At 62.9% G+C, this 19,548-nt stretch carries 16 protein-coding genes; 13 read left to right on the top strand and 3 right to left on the bottom strand.

Going from position 1 to position 19,548, the window contains the following annotated elements:
- Positions 1-73: 73 nt before the first annotated feature.
- The gene (locus A3E1_RS0109940; protein ID WP_020520610.1) at positions 74-814 is read right to left on the bottom strand and encodes a phosphoglyceromutase; all 741 of its coding nucleotides are present in this window, start codon (positions 812-814) and stop codon (positions 74-76) included.
- A gap of 132 nt (positions 815-946) precedes the next feature.
- Between A3E1_RS0109940 and A3E1_RS39680 the strand changes: the two genes are divergently transcribed.
- The 6 genes from A3E1_RS39680 to A3E1_RS0109910 all read left to right on the top strand — a co-directional run bounded on the left by A3E1_RS39680 (position 947) and on the right by A3E1_RS0109910 (position 7,905).
- Positions 947-2,185: an MDR family MFS transporter gene (locus A3E1_RS39680; RefSeq protein WP_020520609.1), complete on the top strand. Its 1,239-nt coding sequence runs from the start codon at positions 947-949 to the stop codon at positions 2,183-2,185.
- Positions 2,154-3,350 (top strand): MFS transporter, encoded by a 1,197-nt coding sequence (locus A3E1_RS39675; RefSeq protein ID WP_051104923.1) that lies wholly within the window; start codon positions 2,154-2,156, stop codon positions 3,348-3,350. The genes A3E1_RS39680 and A3E1_RS39675 overlap by 32 nt, the downstream gene beginning before the upstream one ends.
- 170 nt (positions 3,351-3,520) lie before the next feature.
- Positions 3,521-4,426 (top strand): MurR/RpiR family transcriptional regulator, encoded by a 906-nt coding sequence (locus tag A3E1_RS0109925; RefSeq protein WP_020520607.1) that lies wholly within the window; start codon positions 3,521-3,523, stop codon positions 4,424-4,426.
- 193 nt (positions 4,427-4,619) lie between these two features.
- Positions 4,620-6,059 (top strand): N-acetylglucosamine/diacetylchitobiose ABC transporter substrate-binding protein, encoded by a 1,440-nt coding sequence (gene ngcE, locus A3E1_RS0109920; protein ID WP_020520606.1) that lies wholly within the window; start codon positions 4,620-4,622, stop codon positions 6,057-6,059.
- 16 nt (positions 6,060-6,075) lie between these two features.
- On the top strand, positions 6,076-6,990 hold the full coding sequence (locus A3E1_RS0109915) for a carbohydrate ABC transporter permease (RefSeq protein WP_020520605.1): 915 nt from the start codon (positions 6,076-6,078) through the stop codon (positions 6,988-6,990).
- Positions 6,991-7,002: 12 nt separating this feature from the next.
- On the top strand, positions 7,003-7,905 hold the full coding sequence (locus A3E1_RS0109910) for a carbohydrate ABC transporter permease (RefSeq protein WP_020520604.1): 903 nt from the start codon (positions 7,003-7,005) through the stop codon (positions 7,903-7,905).
- A gap of 62 nt (positions 7,906-7,967) precedes the next feature.
- Here the strand turns inward: A3E1_RS0109910 and phoU are convergent, their stop codons facing one another.
- Positions 7,968-8,615 carry a phosphate signaling complex protein PhoU gene (gene phoU, locus A3E1_RS0109905; protein ID WP_020520603.1) on the bottom strand — a complete coding sequence of 216 codons (648 nt, stop codon included), beginning with the start codon at positions 8,613-8,615 and terminating at the stop codon, positions 7,968-7,970.
- Positions 8,616-8,681: 66 nt separating this feature from the next.
- On the opposite strand from phoU, the gene A3E1_RS0109900 reads away from it, so the two are divergent.
- Genes A3E1_RS0109900 through A3E1_RS0109885 form a run of 4 tightly spaced genes read left to right on the top strand, consistent with a single transcriptional unit; the run spans position 8,682 to position 11,149 of the window.
- A complete protein-coding gene (locus tag A3E1_RS0109900; protein WP_020520602.1) occupies positions 8,682-9,935 on the top strand; it encodes a sensor histidine kinase in 1,254 nt (417 codons plus the stop codon).
- Positions 9,935-10,618 carry a response regulator transcription factor gene (locus A3E1_RS0109895; protein ID WP_020520601.1) on the top strand — a complete coding sequence of 228 codons (684 nt, stop codon included), beginning with the start codon at positions 9,935-9,937 and terminating at the stop codon, positions 10,616-10,618. Before A3E1_RS0109900 ends, A3E1_RS0109895 begins: the two co-directional genes overlap by 1 nt.
- A gap of 10 nt (positions 10,619-10,628) precedes the next feature.
- Complete coding sequence (locus A3E1_RS47025; protein WP_020520600.1) at positions 10,629-10,775, top strand: hypothetical protein; 147 nt, start codon at positions 10,629-10,631, stop codon at positions 10,773-10,775.
- Positions 10,772-11,149, top strand: a complete 378-nt coding sequence (locus tag A3E1_RS0109885; protein ID WP_020520599.1) for a type II toxin-antitoxin system death-on-curing family toxin — start codon at positions 10,772-10,774, stop codon at positions 11,147-11,149. Before A3E1_RS47025 ends, A3E1_RS0109885 begins: the two co-directional genes overlap by 4 nt.
- Here A3E1_RS0109885 and A3E1_RS0109880 read toward each other — a convergent pair.
- A complete protein-coding gene (locus tag A3E1_RS0109880) occupies positions 11,146-14,895 on the bottom strand; it encodes a GDSL-type esterase/lipase family protein (protein ID WP_020520598.1) in 3,750 nt (1,249 codons plus the stop codon). The two genes, A3E1_RS0109885 and A3E1_RS0109880, sit on opposite strands and share 4 nt — an antisense overlap.
- 195 nt (positions 14,896-15,090) lie before the next feature.
- On the opposite strand from A3E1_RS0109880, the gene A3E1_RS0109875 reads away from it, so the two are divergent.
- From A3E1_RS0109875 to A3E1_RS39665, 3 genes are all read left to right on the top strand, one after another.
- On the top strand, positions 15,091-16,644 hold the full coding sequence (locus tag A3E1_RS0109875; RefSeq protein ID WP_020520597.1) for a glycosyltransferase family 2 protein: 1,554 nt from the start codon (positions 15,091-15,093) through the stop codon (positions 16,642-16,644).
- Positions 16,645-16,731: 87 nt separating this feature from the next.
- Positions 16,732-18,702, top strand: a complete 1,971-nt coding sequence (locus tag A3E1_RS39670) for an acyltransferase family protein (RefSeq protein ID WP_020520595.1) — start codon at positions 16,732-16,734, stop codon at positions 18,700-18,702.
- Positions 18,699-19,490 carry a family 16 glycosylhydrolase gene (locus A3E1_RS39665; protein WP_020520594.1) on the top strand — a complete coding sequence of 264 codons (792 nt, stop codon included), beginning with the start codon at positions 18,699-18,701 and terminating at the stop codon, positions 19,488-19,490. The genes A3E1_RS39670 and A3E1_RS39665 overlap by 4 nt, the downstream gene beginning before the upstream one ends.
- The last annotated feature ends 58 nt before the right edge of the window (positions 19,491-19,548 follow it).

Here is a 19,548-nt window from a genome sequence, read left to right as displayed (position 1 = left end):
CAGCCGTTTTCCCTGCCCGCCAAGGTTTGTGAGGGTCCCAGTCCAGTTAGAGGACCTGATTAAGCCGAAAGTACTAGCGGCCCTGGTTCGCGACCGCCGCCGCGGCTTCCTTTGCCGCGTCAGGGTCCAAATAAGCAGACGAAACCGGCTTCAGATCGTCGCTAAGCGTGTAACGCAACGGAATGCCCGTTGGGATGTTCAGCCCAGCGATGTCCTCGTCTGAGATGCCGTCAAGGTGCTTGACCAACGCCCGCAACGAGTTGCCGTGCGCGGCGATCAGCACGGTCTTGCCAGCTAGGAGATCGGGGACGATCGCGTCGTACCAGTACGGAAGCGAGCGTGCGATGACGTCCTTGAGACATTCGGTCCGCGGACGGATCTCATCGGGTAACTGGGCGTATCGCGGGTCATTCAGTTGTGAAAACTCGTCGTCATCAGCGATCGGCGGCGGTGGCACGTCGAAAGAACGGCGCCACAGCATGAACTGCTCCTCGCCGTATTGCTCAAGCGTCTGCTTCTTATTCTTGCCCTGAAGGGCGCCATAGTGGCGTTCGTTGAGCCGCCACGACCGCTTCACCGGGATCCACTGGCGGTCAGCGGCGAGCAACGTCAGCTCCGCCGTGCGGATGGCCCTTTTCTGAAGGCTGGTGTGCACCACATCCGGCAGCAGTCCCGCGTCGCGAAGCAGTTCGCCGCCCCGGCGGGCTTCCGCTTCACCCTTGGACGTCAGGTCAACATCGACCCAGCCGGTGAAGAGGTTCTTGGCGTTCCATTCGCTTTCGCCGTGCCGGATGAGCACGAGAGTTCCGACCATGCTGGCCATCCTGCCATGTGGGGATTTTGTGGTGCGGCCCACGTCTAAAACGCCGTGACTTCTGTCAGACCGCTCTCCTAGGTTGTAAGGGTCGCCTTCGCGAGGCGTTCATTACAGACCGGGGAGTTTGACGTGCGTAACTGGCTCGGCCAGACAGCGGGTGGCCTTCCACGGACCTTCTGGTACCTGTGGACGGGCACTCTGATCAACCGCAGTGGCGCCTTCGTCATGCTCTTCCTGGAAATCCACATGGTGGCGCACTACGGGTTCAGCGCGACCTTCGCGGGGCTAGTGCTGGGGCTCTTCGGCGGCGGGATGGCCATCGGATCGCTCATCGGTGGAGTGCTAGCCGACCGTTGGGGCCGTCGCCGCACCCTTCTCGCGTCAAACGTGTTGCTCGCCATCACGGCGATCCTGCTCGGGTTGTCGATGCAGCCCGTCATCGTGGCCGTCCTCGCGGCGACGTTTGGGCTCTGGAATGGGCTGGGGCGGCCTGCTTTCACCGCGACGATGGTGGACATTCTGGGTCCTGACAAGCGCATGCGCGGCATGAACCTCAACTACTGGGCCATCAACATCGGGTTCTCGGTCGCCGCGATTCTGGCCGGCGTGCTGGCGCATGCCCCGCACATGACCGTCTTCCTGATGAACGCGGTCACGCAGCTTGCCATGGCGGCGCTCGTGTTCACTCTCGTCCCGGAGACGACTCCGGCGGTCAAGGTGGAGGCTCTCCGCGTACCAGGAAATATCTCTGATGTCTTTAAAGACCGGGTGTTCATGGCGTTTGTGCTGTTGAACCTGGGCCTGTGGGTCATCATCGAGACTTGCAAATTAATACCAATCGCGATGCACCAGCGTGGACTCGACCCGGCCGACTACGGCACGGTGATCGCGGTCAACGGCATCATGATCGTGGCGTTCCAGCTCTTCGTGCCCAAGCTCATCAAGGCCCGCAAACGCAACAGTGTGCTGACGATGGCGGCGATCCTGGTCGGTATCGGCATGGGATCCGTTGCGGTGGCAGGGACCGTGCCGCTGCTCATGCTCACGGTCGTGGTGTGGACAGCGGGCGAAATGCTGCACGCACCCGTTAGCGGCGCCCTGATCGCTGATCTGTCGCGGACGGACATGCGCGGCCGCTACCAGGGCGTGGCTTCCATGGGCTTCACCCTGGCCAACTTCGTGTCCCCGGTTCTGGGCGGTATGCTCCTCGACCACGCCCCAGCACCGACGCTGTGGGTCGTCATGGCGGCTCTAGGCGTTGTGGTCGCGATCGGGCAATGGCTGTCTGGGCCGGCCCGCGAGCGCCGGGCCGCGTCCCTTACCCAAAAAGATCACCATGGGGTACGCGTTGAGGCCATTTCTGCGTGATGCGGTAGGCGGATTACCCCGCACGTTCTGGGCCCTGTTTTCGGCATTGCTCGTCAACCGGGTCGGCGCGTTCGGGATGCTGCTGTTGCCCACTTATCTGATCAGCGGCCGGGGCGCTTCGCTCGCCGTGGCCGGCTTGGTGACCGGTGGCTATGGCGCGGGCGGGGCGTTTGGCAGCTTGCTGGGCGGTGTGCTGGCCGACCGCTGGGGACGGCGCCGCACCTACCTGCTCGGCACCGTGGTTAGCGCGATTTTCATGCTGGCCATCGGTTTCGCCCAGCCGATGTGGCTCATCATGGTTTTCGCTGTCCTGATTGGACTGTTCCACATGCTGCCCGGCCCGGCGACCGTGGCCGCGATCGCTGACGTGACACCCGAAGCGGACCGTTCACGGGCGTTCAATCTTCAGTTCTGGGCGTTCAACATGGGCAGTGCCGTGGCCGCCGCGATCGCTGGAATCGTCGCCGAGTTCAGCTTTCTCGCCTTGTTCATCGCTGACGCGACGATGACCGGGCTGACCGCGGTGCTGATTTGGCGATTCGTTCCGGAAACGCTGCCCACTCACGTGCGCGGACAGCGCGGCGGATTGCGAACGGTGCTCGCAGACAAGGCGTTCCTGTCCTTCGTCGGCTTGAGCTTTGTGCTCGCTTTCCTTGGTATGCAAACGAATTCGACCGTTCAGCTGGCGATGGCGCAAGATGGCCTGCGCCCGGCGGTCTACGGGTTCATCGTGTTCCTCGGCGGCGCGATGATCGTGCTGGGCCAGCTGTTCGTCCCGCGACTGATCAAGGCACACAAGCACGCCACCGTGCTCGCGGCCGCGCTCCTGCTCGTGGGCGTGGGCTATGCCGCGCTCTCCGTGGCCGACGTGACATGGCTTTACGTTGGCGCGGCAGTGATTTGGACGTTTGGCCAAATGCTGGCCGCCCCGCCCAACGCGTCGATCATCGCCGAGCTGGCGCCGGTTCACCTGCGCGCGAGCTATCAGTCGGTGTTCTCTCTGGTCTTCCCCGTCGCGCTGTTCGTGGCGCCCGCGATCGGGGGCTGGTCGCTGTCCGGACTCGGTGCTTGGCACTGGGTTCTGTGCGGTCTTCTCGGGGTCGCCGCCGCCCTTGGTCACCTAGCCGCCGCGAGGTCTCGCGAAGATCGGCTCGTTACTGCTTGACGATTAGCCATCATTCTCTCCTCTTTTTGGCCGATTACCTCTCAGCCGAAAAGGGGAGCTTCCTTGTAACAAATTGAAATCTTCGCCGATCCCTGTTGACACGGACGCGGATTCAGTAAGAATTCTTTCCATCATCAGTTAACACTCCTTCCAAATGCGGCGAGGTATCTGTGGATCGAAGTGCGTTCGAGGAGGCAAGCACCGACAGCGTGCTCGTCCGCCTACGCGCACGGCTCCCGGAGTTCACCGGAGCGCTTCGCCGCGTGGCCGAGCAAGTGCTGACGGATCCCGCCGGGGCAGCCCGGGCGACGATCGTTGAGCTGGCGGAACGCTCCGGGACATCACCGGCTACCATCACCCGCTTCTGCCGGGCCGTTGGGTTCGAAGGTTATGCCGACCTGCGCCTCGCGATTGCTGGAGAGACCGGGCGGGCCGCCCGAAGCGCCGGCTGGGCCATCGACATTGGTCGCGAGATCGAGCCAACCGACCCGCTAGAGCGCGTGCTCGGGCAGATAATGGCGGCGGACACGCAGGCGATGCGTGATACAGCAGCTATGACAGACCTGGCAGAAGTCGAGCGGGCAGCTGACGCGATCGCGGCGGCGAACCGGGTCGACATTTACGGCGCCTCGGGCTCCGCCCTGGTCGGCGCCGAGATGCAGTTTTCGCTACACCGCATCGGAGTCGCGGCGTGGTCCTGGCCTGATGTCCACAATGGACTCGCCAGTGCCGCCCTGCTCCGCAAAGGTGATGTGGCGCTTGGTATTTCGCACTCGGGGCAAACCCGCGAGACGATCGAAATGCTCGCCGAGGCGGGCAGTCACGGCGCCACCACCATCGCCCTGACCAGCTTTCCCCGCTCACCCATGGCTGACGTGGCCGACATCGTGTTGCTCACCGCGACACAGGCCACCACCTTTAGGCCGGACGCCCTATCGGCCCGGCATCCCCAGCTCGTGCTGCTGGACCTGCTCTACATCGCGGTCGCCCAGCGCACGCACGACCGATCCCACGCAGCGTTTCAGCGAACCGCCCAGGCAGTTGCCGGACACCGCCTCCGCGAGGTGGCAGCATGATCCGATCTGGTGGGAAATCGGCAAAATCACACAGCTCCAGCACATATGTGCTGGTAGACGCGGCGCCGTCGTACTATGGCGTGCCGCTGCGACTGGTCTTGACAAGCAATGTCAAGGCAGAACAACAAGTCCAGAAGCAGCGACGCGCCGGCGGGCCCGACGCGCCGCATGTATCTCGTACGAGGAGATTGTCATGACCGTATCCCCCGACAGCCCGTCGGACCTCACCCGCCGCACAGTGCTGCGGCGGGCGGCGGCCGCTGGTCTGCTCGCCACTCCAGCCGCCGGCTTCCTTGCCGCTTGCGGCACCGATGACCCGGGCACCACCGAAGGTGGCGGCCAGAAGAGCGACAAGAATCCGTTTGGTATCAAGGACGACTCCACCGTTGAGATCGTGATCTTCGATGGTGGTTACGGCCAGAAGTACGCGACGGACGGCCTTACGCCGAACTTCAAGGCCGCCTTCCCGAAGGCGACCGTCAAGCACACCGCGACCCAGGACATCAAGGCTCTGGTGCAGCCGCGTTTCCAGGGCGGCAACCCGCCAGAGTTCGTCAACAACTCGGGCACCGGTGCGATGGACTTCGGCGCGCTGGTCGCCGATGGACAGCTGGCCGACCTGACCGAGCTGTGGGACGCTCCTTCCGTGGACGACCCGGCCAAGAAGGTGCGCGACACCGTTCTGCCTGGCACGGTTGAGGCTGGTTCCTTCAACGGCAAGCCTTACGTTCTCTACTACGTGTCGACCATGTTCGGCCTTTGGTACAACTCCAAGTTGTTCACCGCGAACAACTGGAAGCCGGCCAAGGACTGGACCGAGTTCCTGGCGCTGTGTGAGGCCATCAAGGCCAAGGGCATCACGCCTTACGCCTACGCTGGCGCGAACGCCGCTTACTACCAGGTTCGCGTGATCCTGACCCACGCCGCGAAGATCGGTGGCCAGGACGTCCTCAAGGACATCGACAACCTCAAGGCTGGCGCCTGGAAGGCCGACGCGGTCGTCAAGGCTGCCGAAGCATGGGGCTCGCTGTTCGCCAAGGGCTACATGAACGCGGCGCACGAGGGTCTGAAGCACACCGAGGTTCAGCTGCAGCAGAACCAGGACAAGGTCGGTATGTACCCGTCAGGTGACTGGCTGGAGGGCGAGCAGAAGGCCGTCACCCCGCCGACCTTCGAGTACTCGGTTGCCGCCGTTCCGTCACTGTCCAGCTCGGACAAGCTCAGCGCCGCCGCCGTTCAGGCTGCCGTCGGTGAGGGTTACTTCGTGTCCGCCAAGGCCGCCAACAAGGCAGCTGGTCTGGAGTTCATGCGCCAGATGCTGTCGAAGGCCGGTGGCACCAAGTTCACCGAGATCACCGAGGCTCACGCCAAGACGGTCGTCAACGGCGCTGCCGCGTCGTTCGCCTTCCCGCCTGGTGCCAAGGCCGCTTCGGCTGCCCTGACCGCCGCCGGCAAGGACGTCATCGGCAACTACTTCTTCGACGGCTGGTACGACGCCATCGAGAAGGAGACCCGCGCCGCGACGAACGAGCTCATGTTCGGCCGGATCAACGCTGCCGCTTGGGCCGACCGGATCCAGAAGAAGGCGGATGAGGTCCAGAAGGACGCCACCGTCAAGAAGTTCACCCGCTAACTAGGAGCAGACGATCATGCGGCACGGCAAGCTTCCCTTTGTCGCGAGCTTCTTGGCGCTGCCAATAGCGCTCTACGTGATCCTCGTGATTTACCCGATGCTTCAGACGTTCTACTTATCGTTGACGTTCTGGCGCGGCTTTGATGTCGACCCGGTCTGGGTTGGCTTCGATAACTTCACGAAGCTCTTCGACGATGAGCGTTTCTGGAAGGCGCTTGGCAACCACGCCAAGTTGCTCGTCGCCTTGCCGCTGATCACCATCGCCATCGCCCTGTTCTTCGCGTTCCTGCTGAACGTGGGCGGTGGCTCCAAAGGTGGCGTTCGGACCGGGGTCTGGGGGTCGAAGTTCTACCGTGTGGTGTTCTTCCTCCCCCAGGTCCTGGCCGTGGTCATCGTGGGTGTGCTGTTCCAGACCGTCTACCGTTCCGACGATTCCGGTCTGATCAACGGCATCCTCACCAAGATTGGGCTAGATCCGGTCTATCTGCTGGTTAATCCAAGCACCGCGCTGTGGGCGATCCTCTTCGTCGCCATCTGGCAGGCCGTCGGCTTCTATGTCGTGCTGTTCTCCGCTGGTATGGCGAGCATCCCGGCCGAGATCTATGAAGCCGCCGAACTCGATGGCGCGTCACGGGTGACCCTCTTCTTCCGGGTCACGTTGCCGCTGCTGTGGGACACCATCCAGGTCGCCTGGGTCTACCTCGGCATCGCCGCGTTCGACTTCTTCGCTCTGATCAACGTGCTGTCGCAGGACAATGGCTACGGCGGGCCAGACGGAGCAACCACCGTGCTTGGCGTCGAGCTCTACAACTCGTTCACCAAGAGCAACATCGGCCGGGCCTCAGCGATAGGCGTAGTCCTGTTCTTCCTCACCCTGACGTTCGCCTTCCTGACTCTTCGCGCTAGCAGGCGCGAAACCGTCGAGTACTAATAGGAACCCGCCATGACAACGAAGACGCAACGTAATCCGCTCCGTTTCCTGTCGGGCCTGTCGCATGCGGCGCTGGCGATCTGGGCACTAGTCATCATTGGCCCGCTGATCTGGGTCTTCCTGTCGTCCTTTAAGGACACCACGGAGATCTTCAGCAGCGCGTGGACCCTGCCAGCCGAGCTGCGCTGGGACAACTGGGCCCGCGCCTGGAGCCAAGCGCACATCGGCCAGTTCATGTTCAACAGCACGATCGTCGTGGCTTTCAGCACCTTCTTCACCATGCTGCTGGGCTCGATGGCCGCCTACGTGCTGGCGCGATACAAGTTCATTGGCAGCCGGTTCCTTTACTTCTTCTTCGTGACCGGCCTCGCGTTCCCCATCTTCCTGTCGCTGGTGCCGCTGTTCTTCGTCCTAAGTGGAAAGACGTTCCCGCCTTTCGAGGTGCTGGGCGATCTTTTGGGCAGCAAGTCCGGGCTGGTCGGGACGCACACGGGTCTGATCATGACCTACGTGGCTTACTCGCTGCCGTTCACCATCTTCTTCCTGGTCGCCTTCTTCCGGACGCTGCCTCACTCGGTTGCGGAAGCGGCGATGATCGATGGTGCCGGGCACTACAAGCTGTTCTTCAAGGTCATGCTTCCGATGGCGAAGCCCGGCCTGATCAGCGTCGGCATCTTCAACGTCATTGGCCAGTGGGCGCAGTACATGATCCCGCTCTATGTCGTGCCGGGCGGTAACGAAGACAAGTTCATGCTGACTCAGGGCATCGCGTCGATCTCTGTCGCAGCCGGGTTCAAGTCGGACTGGCCGGCCCTGTTCGCGGCGATCACGATCGCGATCCTGCCGATGATCATTCTTTACACGCTGTTGCAGCGCCAGATCCAAAACGGTCTCACCGCGGGTGCGGTCAAGTAGGCAGATCCTCTTCCCAACAAGAAACGGCCCGGGCAACCCCCGGGCCGTTTCTTTTGCGGTGCTTAGGCGTCAGCCGACTCACCGGTGACGAGATAGATCACGTGCTGCCCGGCGTTGACGGCGTGATCGGCGAAGCGCTCGTAGAAGCGGGCGAGGAGCGCGACATCAACCGCCGCTTCGACCCCGTGGCCCCAGTCTGGCCCAAGGACCTTGGTGTAGAGCTGACGCTCGAGATCGTCCATAGCGTCGTCGTCGCTTTCCAGCTCGGCCGCACGCTCAATGTCGCGGGACGCCAGAACCAGTGTGATCTTTCCGGCAATGCGGTCGGCGACGTTGGCCATCTGGCCGATCGTGCCGGCGAGGTCGGCGGGCACGGCCACCGCGGGGAAGCGCCGCAGGGCGGACTTCGCCACGTGCTCGGCCAGATCACCCATGCGCTCAAGGTCGGTGCTGATGTGCAGTGCCGTGATCACCATGCGCAGGTCGGAGGCGACCGGGGCCTGCTGTGCCAGGATGCGCAGCACCTTGTCCTCGACCTGGCGGAAGAGCTGATTGATGTCGGCATCGCGGGCGACCACGCGCTCGGCGCCTTCTTTGTCCGCACTCAGCAGCGCGGTTGTGGCGGCGCTCATCGCGGTGCGGGCCGCTTCGGCCATCGAAACCAGTAGACGGCCGATCTCATACAGATCAGCCCGGAATTCCTCGCGCATTGGGCTCACAGTAGGCCCGCCAACCATCCAAACGGTGAACGATGGTGAACGAAACCCGGCAGGAAGATGAACTTCAACCTACGGGCGCCGACGTTCCCGACATTTCACCACAATCTAGGGGAACAGTTGGTGAACGATCTGGCCTACCATCGGCTCGTGAGGTGGGCAAGGCGCAGCGACCCTGCGCCAGCAGCAGTTATCAACCCTGATCCGCTTGCCGGGCTGGGCCGCAAGAGCCTGGACTCGTTGCGCGTGGGGGTGGTGCTGCTCGACGCGAGCGACAACCCGGTGCTGGCGAACCCTTCCGCGCGGGCGATGGGCCTGCTGCGCGCTGGGAGCACGCCAGGTGCCGTCACCGCGCACCCCATCCTTCGTACGCTGGCGGGACAAGTGCGCCACACAGGTGCCCGGCGCGAGGTGGAGCTGGATCTCCCGCGAGCCGGGGGCGAACCGTTAGGGGTCGCCTTGCGTGCCGTCGCGATAGGTGGCGGGATGATCAGCATCGAGGCCGCCGACGTCACCGAGGCTCACCGCGTCGACCGCGTGCGGCGGGACTTCGTGGCCAACGTCAGCCACGAACTCAAGACGCCCATTGGCGCGCTCCAGCTGCTCGCTGAGGGCCTGCTGGACGCGACCGATCCGTCAGCCCCGGGTGCGGACGCGGCCAATGACGTTGCCGCGTCTAGACGGTTCGCCGAACGGATCGTCCGGGAAAGCCAGCGTCTAGGACAGCTCGTGACCGAACTCATGGAGCTGTCCCGGCTTCAGGGCGCCGAGCCATTGCCCGAGCCGGAACCCGTTTCCGTCGACTGGGTCATCGCCGACGCGCTTGACCGCACGCGCACGGCGGCCACGGCCAAGCAGATCGAGCTGGTTGTCGTTGGCACCAAGGGCCTGACCATCTTTGGCAACGGAGCGCAATTCGCGACGGCTGTGGGCAACCTTGTGGAAAACGCGGTCGCGTATTCGCACGAAGGGTCCGCCGTCATCGTCAGCGCTCTCGCGGAAAACGAACGGATCGACATCAGCGTCTCCGACCAGGGCATTGGCATCGGCCCCGCCGACCTTGACCGGGTTTTCGAGCGCTTCTACCGCGCTGATCAGGCCCGGTCCCGGGCAACCGGGGGGACCGGGCTCGGCTTGGCGATCGTGAAACACATCGCCACGAATCATGGCGGCCGCGTCGACGTGCGCAGCCGTCTCGGCGGAGGGTCGACGTTCACCTTGCGTCTGCCCGCAAGACCCCCGGAAGCGATGTTGCCGCTACCGGCATCGTCTGAGATCGGCGCAATAGTTACGTCGGAAAGGGTTGGTCAGTAATGTCCCGGGTGCTGGTAGTCGAGGACGAGGAATCGTTCTCGGACGTGCTTTCTTACATGCTGCGCAAGGAGGGTTTCGAAGTTTCCCTCGCGGCGACTGGTCCCGCGGCCCTGACCGAGTTCGACCGGACCGGTGCCGACATCGTGCTGCTGGATCTGATGCTGCCCGAGATGCCCGGCACAGAGGTGTGCCGTCAGCTGCGGCAGCGGTCGAACGTGCCGATCATCATGGTGACCGCGCGCGACAGCGAGATCGACAAGGTTGTTGGCCTGGAGATTGGCGCCGATGACTATGTCACGAAGCCTTACTCCCCACGCGAATTGGTCGCCCGGATTCGTGCCGTGCTGCGCCGCCAGACCACAGACGTGGTCGAGCACGCGGGCGCCACGCTGACCGCCGGCCCGGTGCGCATGGATGTCGAGCGGCACGTCGTCACCGTTGATGGAGGCGCGGTTCAGTTGCCGCTCAAGGAGTTTGAACTCCTCGAACTGTTGCTGCGCAACGCCGGCCGGGTGCTCACGCGCGGCCAGCTCATCGACCGGGTCTGGGGTGCCGACTACGTCGGGGACACGAAAACCCTTGACGTGCATGTGAAACGGCTTCGCTCCAAGATTGAGCCGGAACCGTCGACACCGCGCTATCTGGTCACGGTGCGTGGACTGGGCTACAAGTTCGAGCCGTAACCTTGACGCTATGACCGAGCACGAAAAGGCCAAAGCCGAGCAGTTGCCCGCCGACGAAGTCGACCTGCATCAGGAGGCGGACGCCGAGAAGGTACGCGAATTCGCCGTGGCCTTCGAGCGGACTCACCGCGACCTGCTCGATCGGCTCGCTCAATGACGGTCTATCTCACGGTCGATCACTTGCTGATCATCGCCGAGGCGATCGGAGTCAAGCCAACGTTGCGCGATTCAGGCTTGCTCGACTCGGCTGCCGCGCGACCGCAAACGATGCTGTTCGGTGCCGAGGCCTATCCGTCGTTGTGGGACAAGGCCGCGAGCTTGATGCACTCGGTGGTGCGCAACCACGCCTTCGTCGACGGCAACAAACGCGTGGGGCTCACGGCCGCGCTGGCTTTCTTACACGTCAACGGCGTACGCACCGAGCCGTTCAACGACGACGAGGCCTACAAGCTGACCGTTGGGGTTGCCGCCGGCGAGTTCGACGATGTCGCCGAAATCGCCGGACGGCTTCGTAAACTGCTGAACGCCTAGCCGTTCACGGTCGCGAACTTCTTGTTGGAGCCAACGGATTGCGTCGCCCCGGTCCACGAAAGCGCCACGACATACCACTCGAAGTGCTCAGCCAGACCCAGCCCGGTGAGCTCCAGTGAAGTGTTTGGCGTGTTGGTGATGTGCACCGTCCACGGTGTGCCTTTCATGGCGTCCCGTTTGTAGACGCGGTAACCGCCCGCTCCGGGAGAGGCCGTCCACGTTAGACGGACCGACGATTCGGTCAGCAGTCTTGCTCCTGTCAGCGTTGGCGCATCCTGTGTCGTGCGCAGACAGTTGGAAGACGCCGACTGCAGCGAACCGTTGGCCGCGATCATGCAGAACTCCTGCTGATCGGCTGGGAACAGCCAGCCGATGTCAGCCCAGGTCCCGGATTTCATGTCCGGGTAGCGGGTGAACGGGCCGCCTTGGCTCCAGTTGCGATTGAGCACGTAGTAACCAGCTGCGCCGGTGGACGCGGTCCACATCAGCCGTGCGTCAGTGGAACTGATCATCCGGGTGCTTTGCAGCGTTGGGGCGGCTGGTCTTCCGTACCCAGGAATGACATTGGGCCCAGCCGCGGGCCAGCCCTCACCGGCGGCATTCACCGACGACACCGCGATGGTGTAGAGATGCCCGTTGGTCAAACCGTTGAGGCGCAGCGACCGGTTGGTGGTCGTGAAGGTCTGAACGAAGGCACCGCTCGCGGTTTGGTCAAAGTAATGGACCTTGTAACTGTGGACGGTAGACGAATACTGATCCACCGGCGGGTCCCAGCTGACATCGACGTATCCACTGCCCGGCAGGACAACGATACTCTGCCCGCCACCTGACGTTTGCGGGTTCGCCTGCACGCTGTCAGACGGCGAAGTGCCGCCGATCGTGTCGCCCTTCATCGGCACCACGTAGTACTCGTAGACGTGTCCATTGAGGACCCAGTTCGCGACCCAGCTATCCGCCCCGATCGGCATGCCAGACCTCTGGAAGCTCTCGCCCAGCGTGACGTTGCGGGAGTAGAGCCAATAGCCCGTCGCCCCAAAGCTGTGCTGCCACGTGATGTGAACGCCGGCAGGCACAGCCATAGCGTCGAGCGTCGCCGGCGCCGCCGGGCGGAAAACCGTGGGAGTCGTTGGGATTGTGGTGGTAAACGTACTTCCCAGATAGAACTTACTGGCGAGCACGTTGGCGAAGTCCTCGGCGATTTTGTATTCGCCTCTGTCGTTCGGGTGCAGGCCGTCGTAGGTGTCGGTGGAGTAGGAGAACCCCGTGTTGATGTCGACCAATTCAACCTTTGACTTCAGCGTCTGCATGCCGGGGATGGCTGCCGCCAGTTTGCTGTTGTAGCTGGAAATGGCGCCATCAAGCCAGCTAGCGCCGGGTATCGGGGAGCGGCGGACGACGTTTGCCAACAAGATCTTGATGTCGGGCTTGGCCGCCCGTGCGTTGGCAACAAGGTCCTTGATGCTGGCCAGTGTTCCGTCTGGGTCGGACACACTCCAGCCCAGATCGTTGAATCCCAACTCAACCAAGAGATATTGCGGGGCGTACGAGGCGACCTCAGATTGGATCGAATACCTTGCCTGTGCTGCTTGCCAGCCCCACCTCGCGAGGTGCTGACTGTCAAACGAAAGCGTGCCGCCCGGACCGTATTTTCCGTCAGTGAACGCTGTCGGTGGGGTCGTCACCGAGAGGTGATGCGTTCCCACCCACGGACCGACAAAGTCGGTGGTGACCCCCTTGGCGTTGAAGTGTTGCTTGAGCCGGTAGCGCCAGGTGTAGTCGCCTTCGTGGCCCTGGCTTATCGAGTCACCAACGACCATGATTCGCGGTGCCGTAGGCAGATAGTGGACATAAAGCATTTTCACCGGAGCGGTGTAGCCGGTTGCCGGATAGTGCTGATTCTCGGTTCCGATGATTTCGACGTTGATATCCCCGGCCCCGCTGATGTTCTGCCACTCGGCTGCGGTAGGTGTGTAGCTGGGAGTGGTCACTATTTTGTCGACCAGGACAGCGCCGGTGTTCTTGTTAGTGATCTTTAGCCCAAACTGGTTATTCGGATGGTTGGGACCGCCGCCAGGCTTCCATTTGAAGGCAACAGGATTTGGGTTTAGCACACCGGAGGCTGGCTCCGTCAGCTCGGGCACGATTCCCTGTGTCTGCAGAATCGCCCGGGCCGATTGAAGTTCACTCGCACTGCGGCCTGCCGTTAGCGCGACATAGGCCTCGTAAAAGGTCGTCGCGCCAGCCGACACGAGCCGGTTGTACATGTCGGTAAAGCTCCACGCGAGGCCGTCGTCGGTTCCGTTGTCAAACCACATGTCCCACAAGACCCGTTGAACGGCGAGCTCGCTATCTTCCCCGGTCGCCTCCGGAGGCGTGCAGTAGTTCTGGGTTTCAAGGCTGTAGACAAGGGAGGAGCCTCCCGTATTGTGCGGCGGCCCAGCGACGTCTCTGTAGACGCCGTATTCCACCAACGGCATGCCCGTGGGGATCGCTACCGATACCTGTGCCACTTCGCCGAAGAAGGTCGCCCATCCTTCGGACCAGGCGAGGGCGAGGGCGTCGTCTTTGTTGACGCTTCCTTGCCAAGCGCCTTGGCAGATGTAGTGTGTCCCGCCCGGTGAGTCCTCGATCCCGGCGAAGTCTCCAACGAGGTGGCCCAGCTCATGCGCCGTCGTGTCCCAGTCGAACGCGTCCTCCGGGCACCAGTCGTTGGCACCCGTCCCACACTTCGTTTCGCCGCCACTGGTGAAGATGAAGCCATCACGGTAGAAACTGCCGTCAGTCCCGTTTGGATACACGGCGCGAAGTTCCGTGGGCCAGCCCGATTGCCGAATCGATTGGTAGAACGTCTGCAATGAATATAGGGAGTCAAGGAGCGCGAGGGCTCGGCCGCTCTCACCCGCGTGGTCGAAATCGATGTTGATCCCTGACACGGTTTGTCCCGGTGTCAGGTTCATGGAAGCGCTGTAGCCAAGGTGGAGCGAATAGAGGTCCAAGTCAGTTTTCGTGACGTAACCCCGGGTGCTGTTGGTGGAGACCCGAACGCGATAAATGCCCGCGGCGAGGTCGGCGACCGCGAGGGTGAAGTTGCCGTTGACGTCGGTGTATCCCTCGGCAACGCCCGCATCGGATTGGTTGACGAGTTCCACGCGAACCTGGCGGTTGGCGAAGGCGACGTCGTTGTGGGCGCGATAGGTGGTGCGGCCGCTCAAGGTCGTAGTGCTGGCCAACGTGGCAAATGTGGACACCGCACCTGAGCTGCCCGGCACTTCATACAGCGCCGCCTTTTGCTGGGCGAAGTCCTGGTCTGACAAGCGTCCTTCGGAGCGGTCAGTTTGCAGGGCGATGTCGGTTAGCTGGGCGAATGATCCGGCGCTGATGAGTTTGCCCCGGTGCCAGGACACGGCAAGGAATTTGCTTCCGAGCGAGGTGCCGTTGGAGGTCACTTCGGCCACGACGCCACTTGTGCCCGCGGGAAGGCTGGCGAATTCGATGTTGTGAGCCGCGCTGGACGCTAGGGTGCCGAGCGCGATCTCGGCGCCCGAAATCCGGTGCTTGTCCTGCCACAGAGCCACCTTGAGGACGGCGTTGGGCAGCGGGCGAGCCGCGGTGGCGGTGACGGTCACGGTCGGCGTCTTTGTCGCCGCCAATGAAACGGTGAGGTCTAGGAGCCGGTTGTGCTTAGGAGCTGCGGGTGGCGCCGCTGGTGCCGCGGCGGGGAGAAAGACCAGCCCTAACTGAAGCAACAGTGCTCCACATAGGACGCCTCCCATACGTCTGAGTTGGCTCGCCATCATGGCCGGAATGATCTATAAGGGGTGCTTGCCCGGCAACAACTATTCGCCTCAAGGAATATGCCCTTCGTAGTGGACGGTTCAAGTTCAGTGTGACTTCCGTTAAGTTTCTTTACTGTTTAACATAGGCGGCCTAACTTAGAGATCATGTCGCTCGCCGCCCCGGCGCGCACGACAGCACCGCTCGATGATGAGCTCTATTGGTATTTCGGCCCGCAAAGACGTTGGGTCCTGTTGTGCGTTTCGGCTTCCTACACGTTCACCGCTGTCACCCTCTTCCTCTTCTCACTACGGCACCCGGCGCTCTGGGTGTTCCTCGCCGTGCTGGCCGTCAACATCGTCGCCTGGTCAATGTCGTTATTGGACGGGCAGAAATCGCGGCGCCTGACCAAGCAGTCGCACGAGATTTTGGTACGGGGCTGGAAACCTGACGCCAAACCGTCCGTTGACGTATTCCTGCCGAGCGCAGGAGAAGACTTCCACATCCTGCGCAACACCTATGAGCACGTGTCCAAACTGGACTGGGACGGGGAACTGACCGTCTGGGTTCTCGATGACGCCGCGTCACCCCTGGTCAAGACACTCGCGTCGACCTACGGTTTCCGTTACCTGAGCCGGCCCGATCGTGGGCACCTCAAGAAAGCTGGCAACCTCAACCACGGATATCAGCACAGCGACGCTGATCTGATCGTCATCTTCGATGCCGACTTCTGCCCACGGCCAGACTTCCTCAGTCACCTGGTGCCGTATTTCGAAGACCCGACCGTCGGCATCGTGCAAAGCCCACAGTGCTTTGACACCAGGCCGGAGATGAACTGGATCGAACGTGCCGCAGGAGCGGCACAGGAGATGTTCTTCCGCTGGTTACAGCCGTCACGTGACGCTGACGACGCGGCCATTTGCTGTGGCACGAACGCGGTCTATCGTCGCGCGGCGCTGGACGCGATCGGTGGCTTCCCGAAGCTGGAACACAGCGAAGACATGTTCACCGGCATCGAGATGCGCAAGGTCGGCTGGCGCACCCAGTACGTCCCCGTGTTGCTAGCCAAAGGACTTTCGCCCGACACGTTGACCGCGTTCGTGAACCAGCAATACCGCTGGTGCATGGGCAACCTGGAACTGATGGTGGACAAGAGCTTCCACCGGACGAAGCTTCCGCTCAGGGTGCGGCTCGCGTTCTGGAACGGGTTCGCGAGCTATTTCGTGAACGCGGTGAACGTGTTCACCATCCCGCTGCCCGCGATCATCATGCTTTGGTTCTATCCCGGGGACATCCGGCCGTGGCACATGCTGCCGTTCCTCGCGCCCGCATGGATTTGGTTCGTGCTGCTGCCAGCCGTGTCTAAGACGCGCTGGCGGTTCGAAGTGACGCGAGCGCAGATGCTTTATGCCCTCGTGCACGCCGTCGCCATCGTGCACCTCATCAAACGCCGTCAGGCCGAGTGGGTCCCCACCGGAGCCAAGGCCAAGAAGAGCCCGCTGGCGCGCACTGTCAGCATCCTCGCGATCGTCTGGTTCACCGCCAGCAACGTGGCCGGCTGGGCTGGCCTGCTCAACGTGGGCTGGCAAAACGGCTGGGCGACAACGTTTTTCCTCGCTGTGAACACCTATCTCGCCGTGCCGCTAGTCAGGGACGCCTGGCGGACACTGCGCCCGCGCAAACCAAGGAGACGTCATGAAGCAATCACTGAGCTGGCCTGACTCGCTAGCGATCACCGTCGCCCTGCTGCTCGCGGGTTTGGCCGCGTCCGGCTTCCTTGATCCGATGCTGCCCTGGATGCAGCAACCATGAGGTTCCGCACTGATATCGAGGGATTGCGGGCCGTCGCGGTTGTTACGGTCCTCGGATTCCACGCTGGCGTACCGTTTTTCACCGGTGGCTATATCGGCGTTGACGTCTTCTTCGTCATCTCCGGGTTTCTGATCACGGGACTTCTGCTGTCACAAGAGAAGATCCGGCTGGGCGAGTTCTATGCCCGGCGAGCGCGACGGATTCTGCCCGCTGCCGCGGTGGTCCTGGTGGGGACCGCATTGGCTAGCTGGATCCTGCTGCCCCCGCTGCGTCAGCGCGATGTCGCGCTCGACGTGGCGGGAGCCGCGCTCAACCTCGCCAACTGGCGGTTCATCGAGGGACAGACCGACTATCTCGCGGCCGGCCAGGCACACAGTCCGCTGCTGCACTACTGGTCGCTCGCGGTGGAGGAGCAGTTCTACCTACTCTGGGCGCCGCTGCTGCTCGTGGTGCGCCGCTTCGCCGTGTGGGCGATGGCGGTGTTCACGGCCGGTTCGTTCGCTCTCAGTCTGCATTGGACAACCATCAGCGAGCCGTTGGCCTACCTCTCTTCGCCGTCTCGCGCCTGGCAATTCGGCCTCGGTGGCCTGCTTGCCTACGCGGCGGTTCGCTTGCGCCGCAACGCTTCCGCATCTGCCCATCCTGAACCGGTCGCGTTAGTGCCCGCGGCCTTGCCTGCTTCGAGTGATTCGGGTGCGCTGGTGACTGCGGGACGCGGCACCCTGGGGCTGCTCGGCATGGCCGCAGTGATTGTCTCGACCACGTTCTTTACCGCTGACACGGCGTTTCCGGGACGGGCCGCTTTACTGCCAACCCTCGGGGCCGTGGCCATCATCGCCGCGGGACCCGCCAGCTTGGTGGGCCGTTTTCTTTCCCTTCCGTGGGTACGCCGTATCGGCCGCCTGAGCTTTGCCTGGTACCTATGGCATTGGCCGGTGCTGGTGCTCACCGAGGCGCAAACCGGTGAACTGCACTGGGGTTACAAGGCCGCTCTCGTGCTCGCCAGTGCGATCCCGGCGTGGCTGACGATGCGGCTCGTCGAGATTCCGTTGCGGCGCAGCAAGTCCCTGAGTGTCAGTCCACGGCCGTCGTTGAGCTTTGGCGCGACGATGATCGTGGTTCCGCTGACGCTGGCGCTTGTATTCGGCAGTGTGGCCACCCGGACCATGGCCGACGCCGCTGTCGCGGCTCCCGCCACCCTCGCCGGTGCCGTGGACGGACCCAATCTGACGGTCACGCCGATTCAAGGCATGTTCCCGTCGCCTTATGAAGCACGCAAGGATCATCCTCACGTGGGTGAGTGCCAGGTGCCGCCAACGGCGGTGACCAGCCCGCCCTGTGTGTTCGGCACTGGCACGCAACGGATCGTCCTGTTTGGAGATTCGCACGCGTCACAATGGTTCCCCGTCGCGCAGCACCTTGCCGCGAGCCGGGGATGGTCGGTGGAGGTGCTGACCAAGTCGGGCTGCCCGGTGCCGGTGTTGCCGGTGACCAATCCGCAACTCGGGCGGGAATACCGCGAGTGCGATGCGTGGCGTGATTATGCCTTGCAGCGCATCGCTTCTGGGGTGCGGCCAAAACTGATCCTCGTGGGTTCGCTCAACCGCTACGCCCAAAATGAACTGGCTTTGAAGAAGGCGTGGGAGGAGCCGCTCGGCAAGCTGAAGGCGGCCGGCGCCCCGATCGTGTATTTCCGGGACACTCCTTTCCCGGGCATGGATATTCCAACTTGTTTGTCGGCAGGCGATCCGTGCACGTTCAGCCGGCAAAGCGCGCTGTGGGCCGATCCTGTCTCCTCGGTGACAGTAGTGAACGTTAACGACATCCTGTGCCCCGGGCTGGAGTGCGCGGCGGTCCGCGAAGGTGTTGTGCTGTATAGGGATGACGCGCATCTGACGAACACGGTAGTCACGTTGCTGGCTCCGCGCGTGGAGAAGATGCTCACTGGGTTCGGGGTGATCTCATGAAACGCTTGCTGGTCTTGGCTTTGCTGCTGGCGGGCTGTTCGCCAGTCGCTGCCGCACCTTCCACGACGGACCGTTGGACACAGGTCTTCCGTGACGATTTCGATCAGCCCGTGGCGGCCAACTGGCGCTATGAGCTGGGGGAGCCGAAGTGGACGGGGGAGATCGCGACCTTCACCGTGCCCAATGTGGCTGTCTCCCAAGGAAAGCTGACGATCACGCCGACGTCGCAAGGTGGCAAGTGGACTTCTGGGCGCATCGAAACGTTGCGTTCTGACTTCGCCTACCCGGCGGGCGGAACGCTGCGAGTGGAAGCATCCTTGAAGCTGCCCGAGGTTTCCACAGCGGACGGAGCCGGGTATTGGCCCGCGTTTTGGATGCTCGGCGCCCCAATCCGCGACAAGGGTGAAGGCTGGCCGCAGTGGGGTGAGCTGGACATCATGGAGCAGGTCAACGGACGGCCCGGCATCTATGCGGCGATGCACGCGACGGGAGTCGATGCCGGATCTGCTGAACTGCCCTGCTGTGTGGGCGGATTCCACGTGTTCGCGATGGAACTGTCAGCGTCGGAAGCGCGGTTTTACGTGGACGGGGAAATGCACCATCGCGTAGCAGCTTCCTCCATGCCATCGGCGGCATGGCAAGACGCCACGGCTCATGGCTTCTACCTGATTCTCAACGTCGCCATCGGCGGACAGTTCCCGCAAGCCCTCGGCGGCGGCCCCAACGCGGCAACCGTGTCCGGCAAACCCCTTACCGCCGACTACGTCGCCGTCTACACCCGCCCTTAGGGCAAGTGGTGCTGTGCCACGCCGCCGCCGCTTAGCGGAGGTTATGCGGACCGCGAGC

The sequence above is a fragment of the Catelliglobosispora koreensis DSM 44566 genome (assembly GCF_000379685.1).
GTDB lineage: Bacteria > Actinomycetota > Actinomycetes > Mycobacteriales > Micromonosporaceae > Catelliglobosispora > Catelliglobosispora koreensis.
Note: the sequence above shows the minus strand (reverse complement) of the source record. Positions and strands in the feature narration are given on the sequence as shown.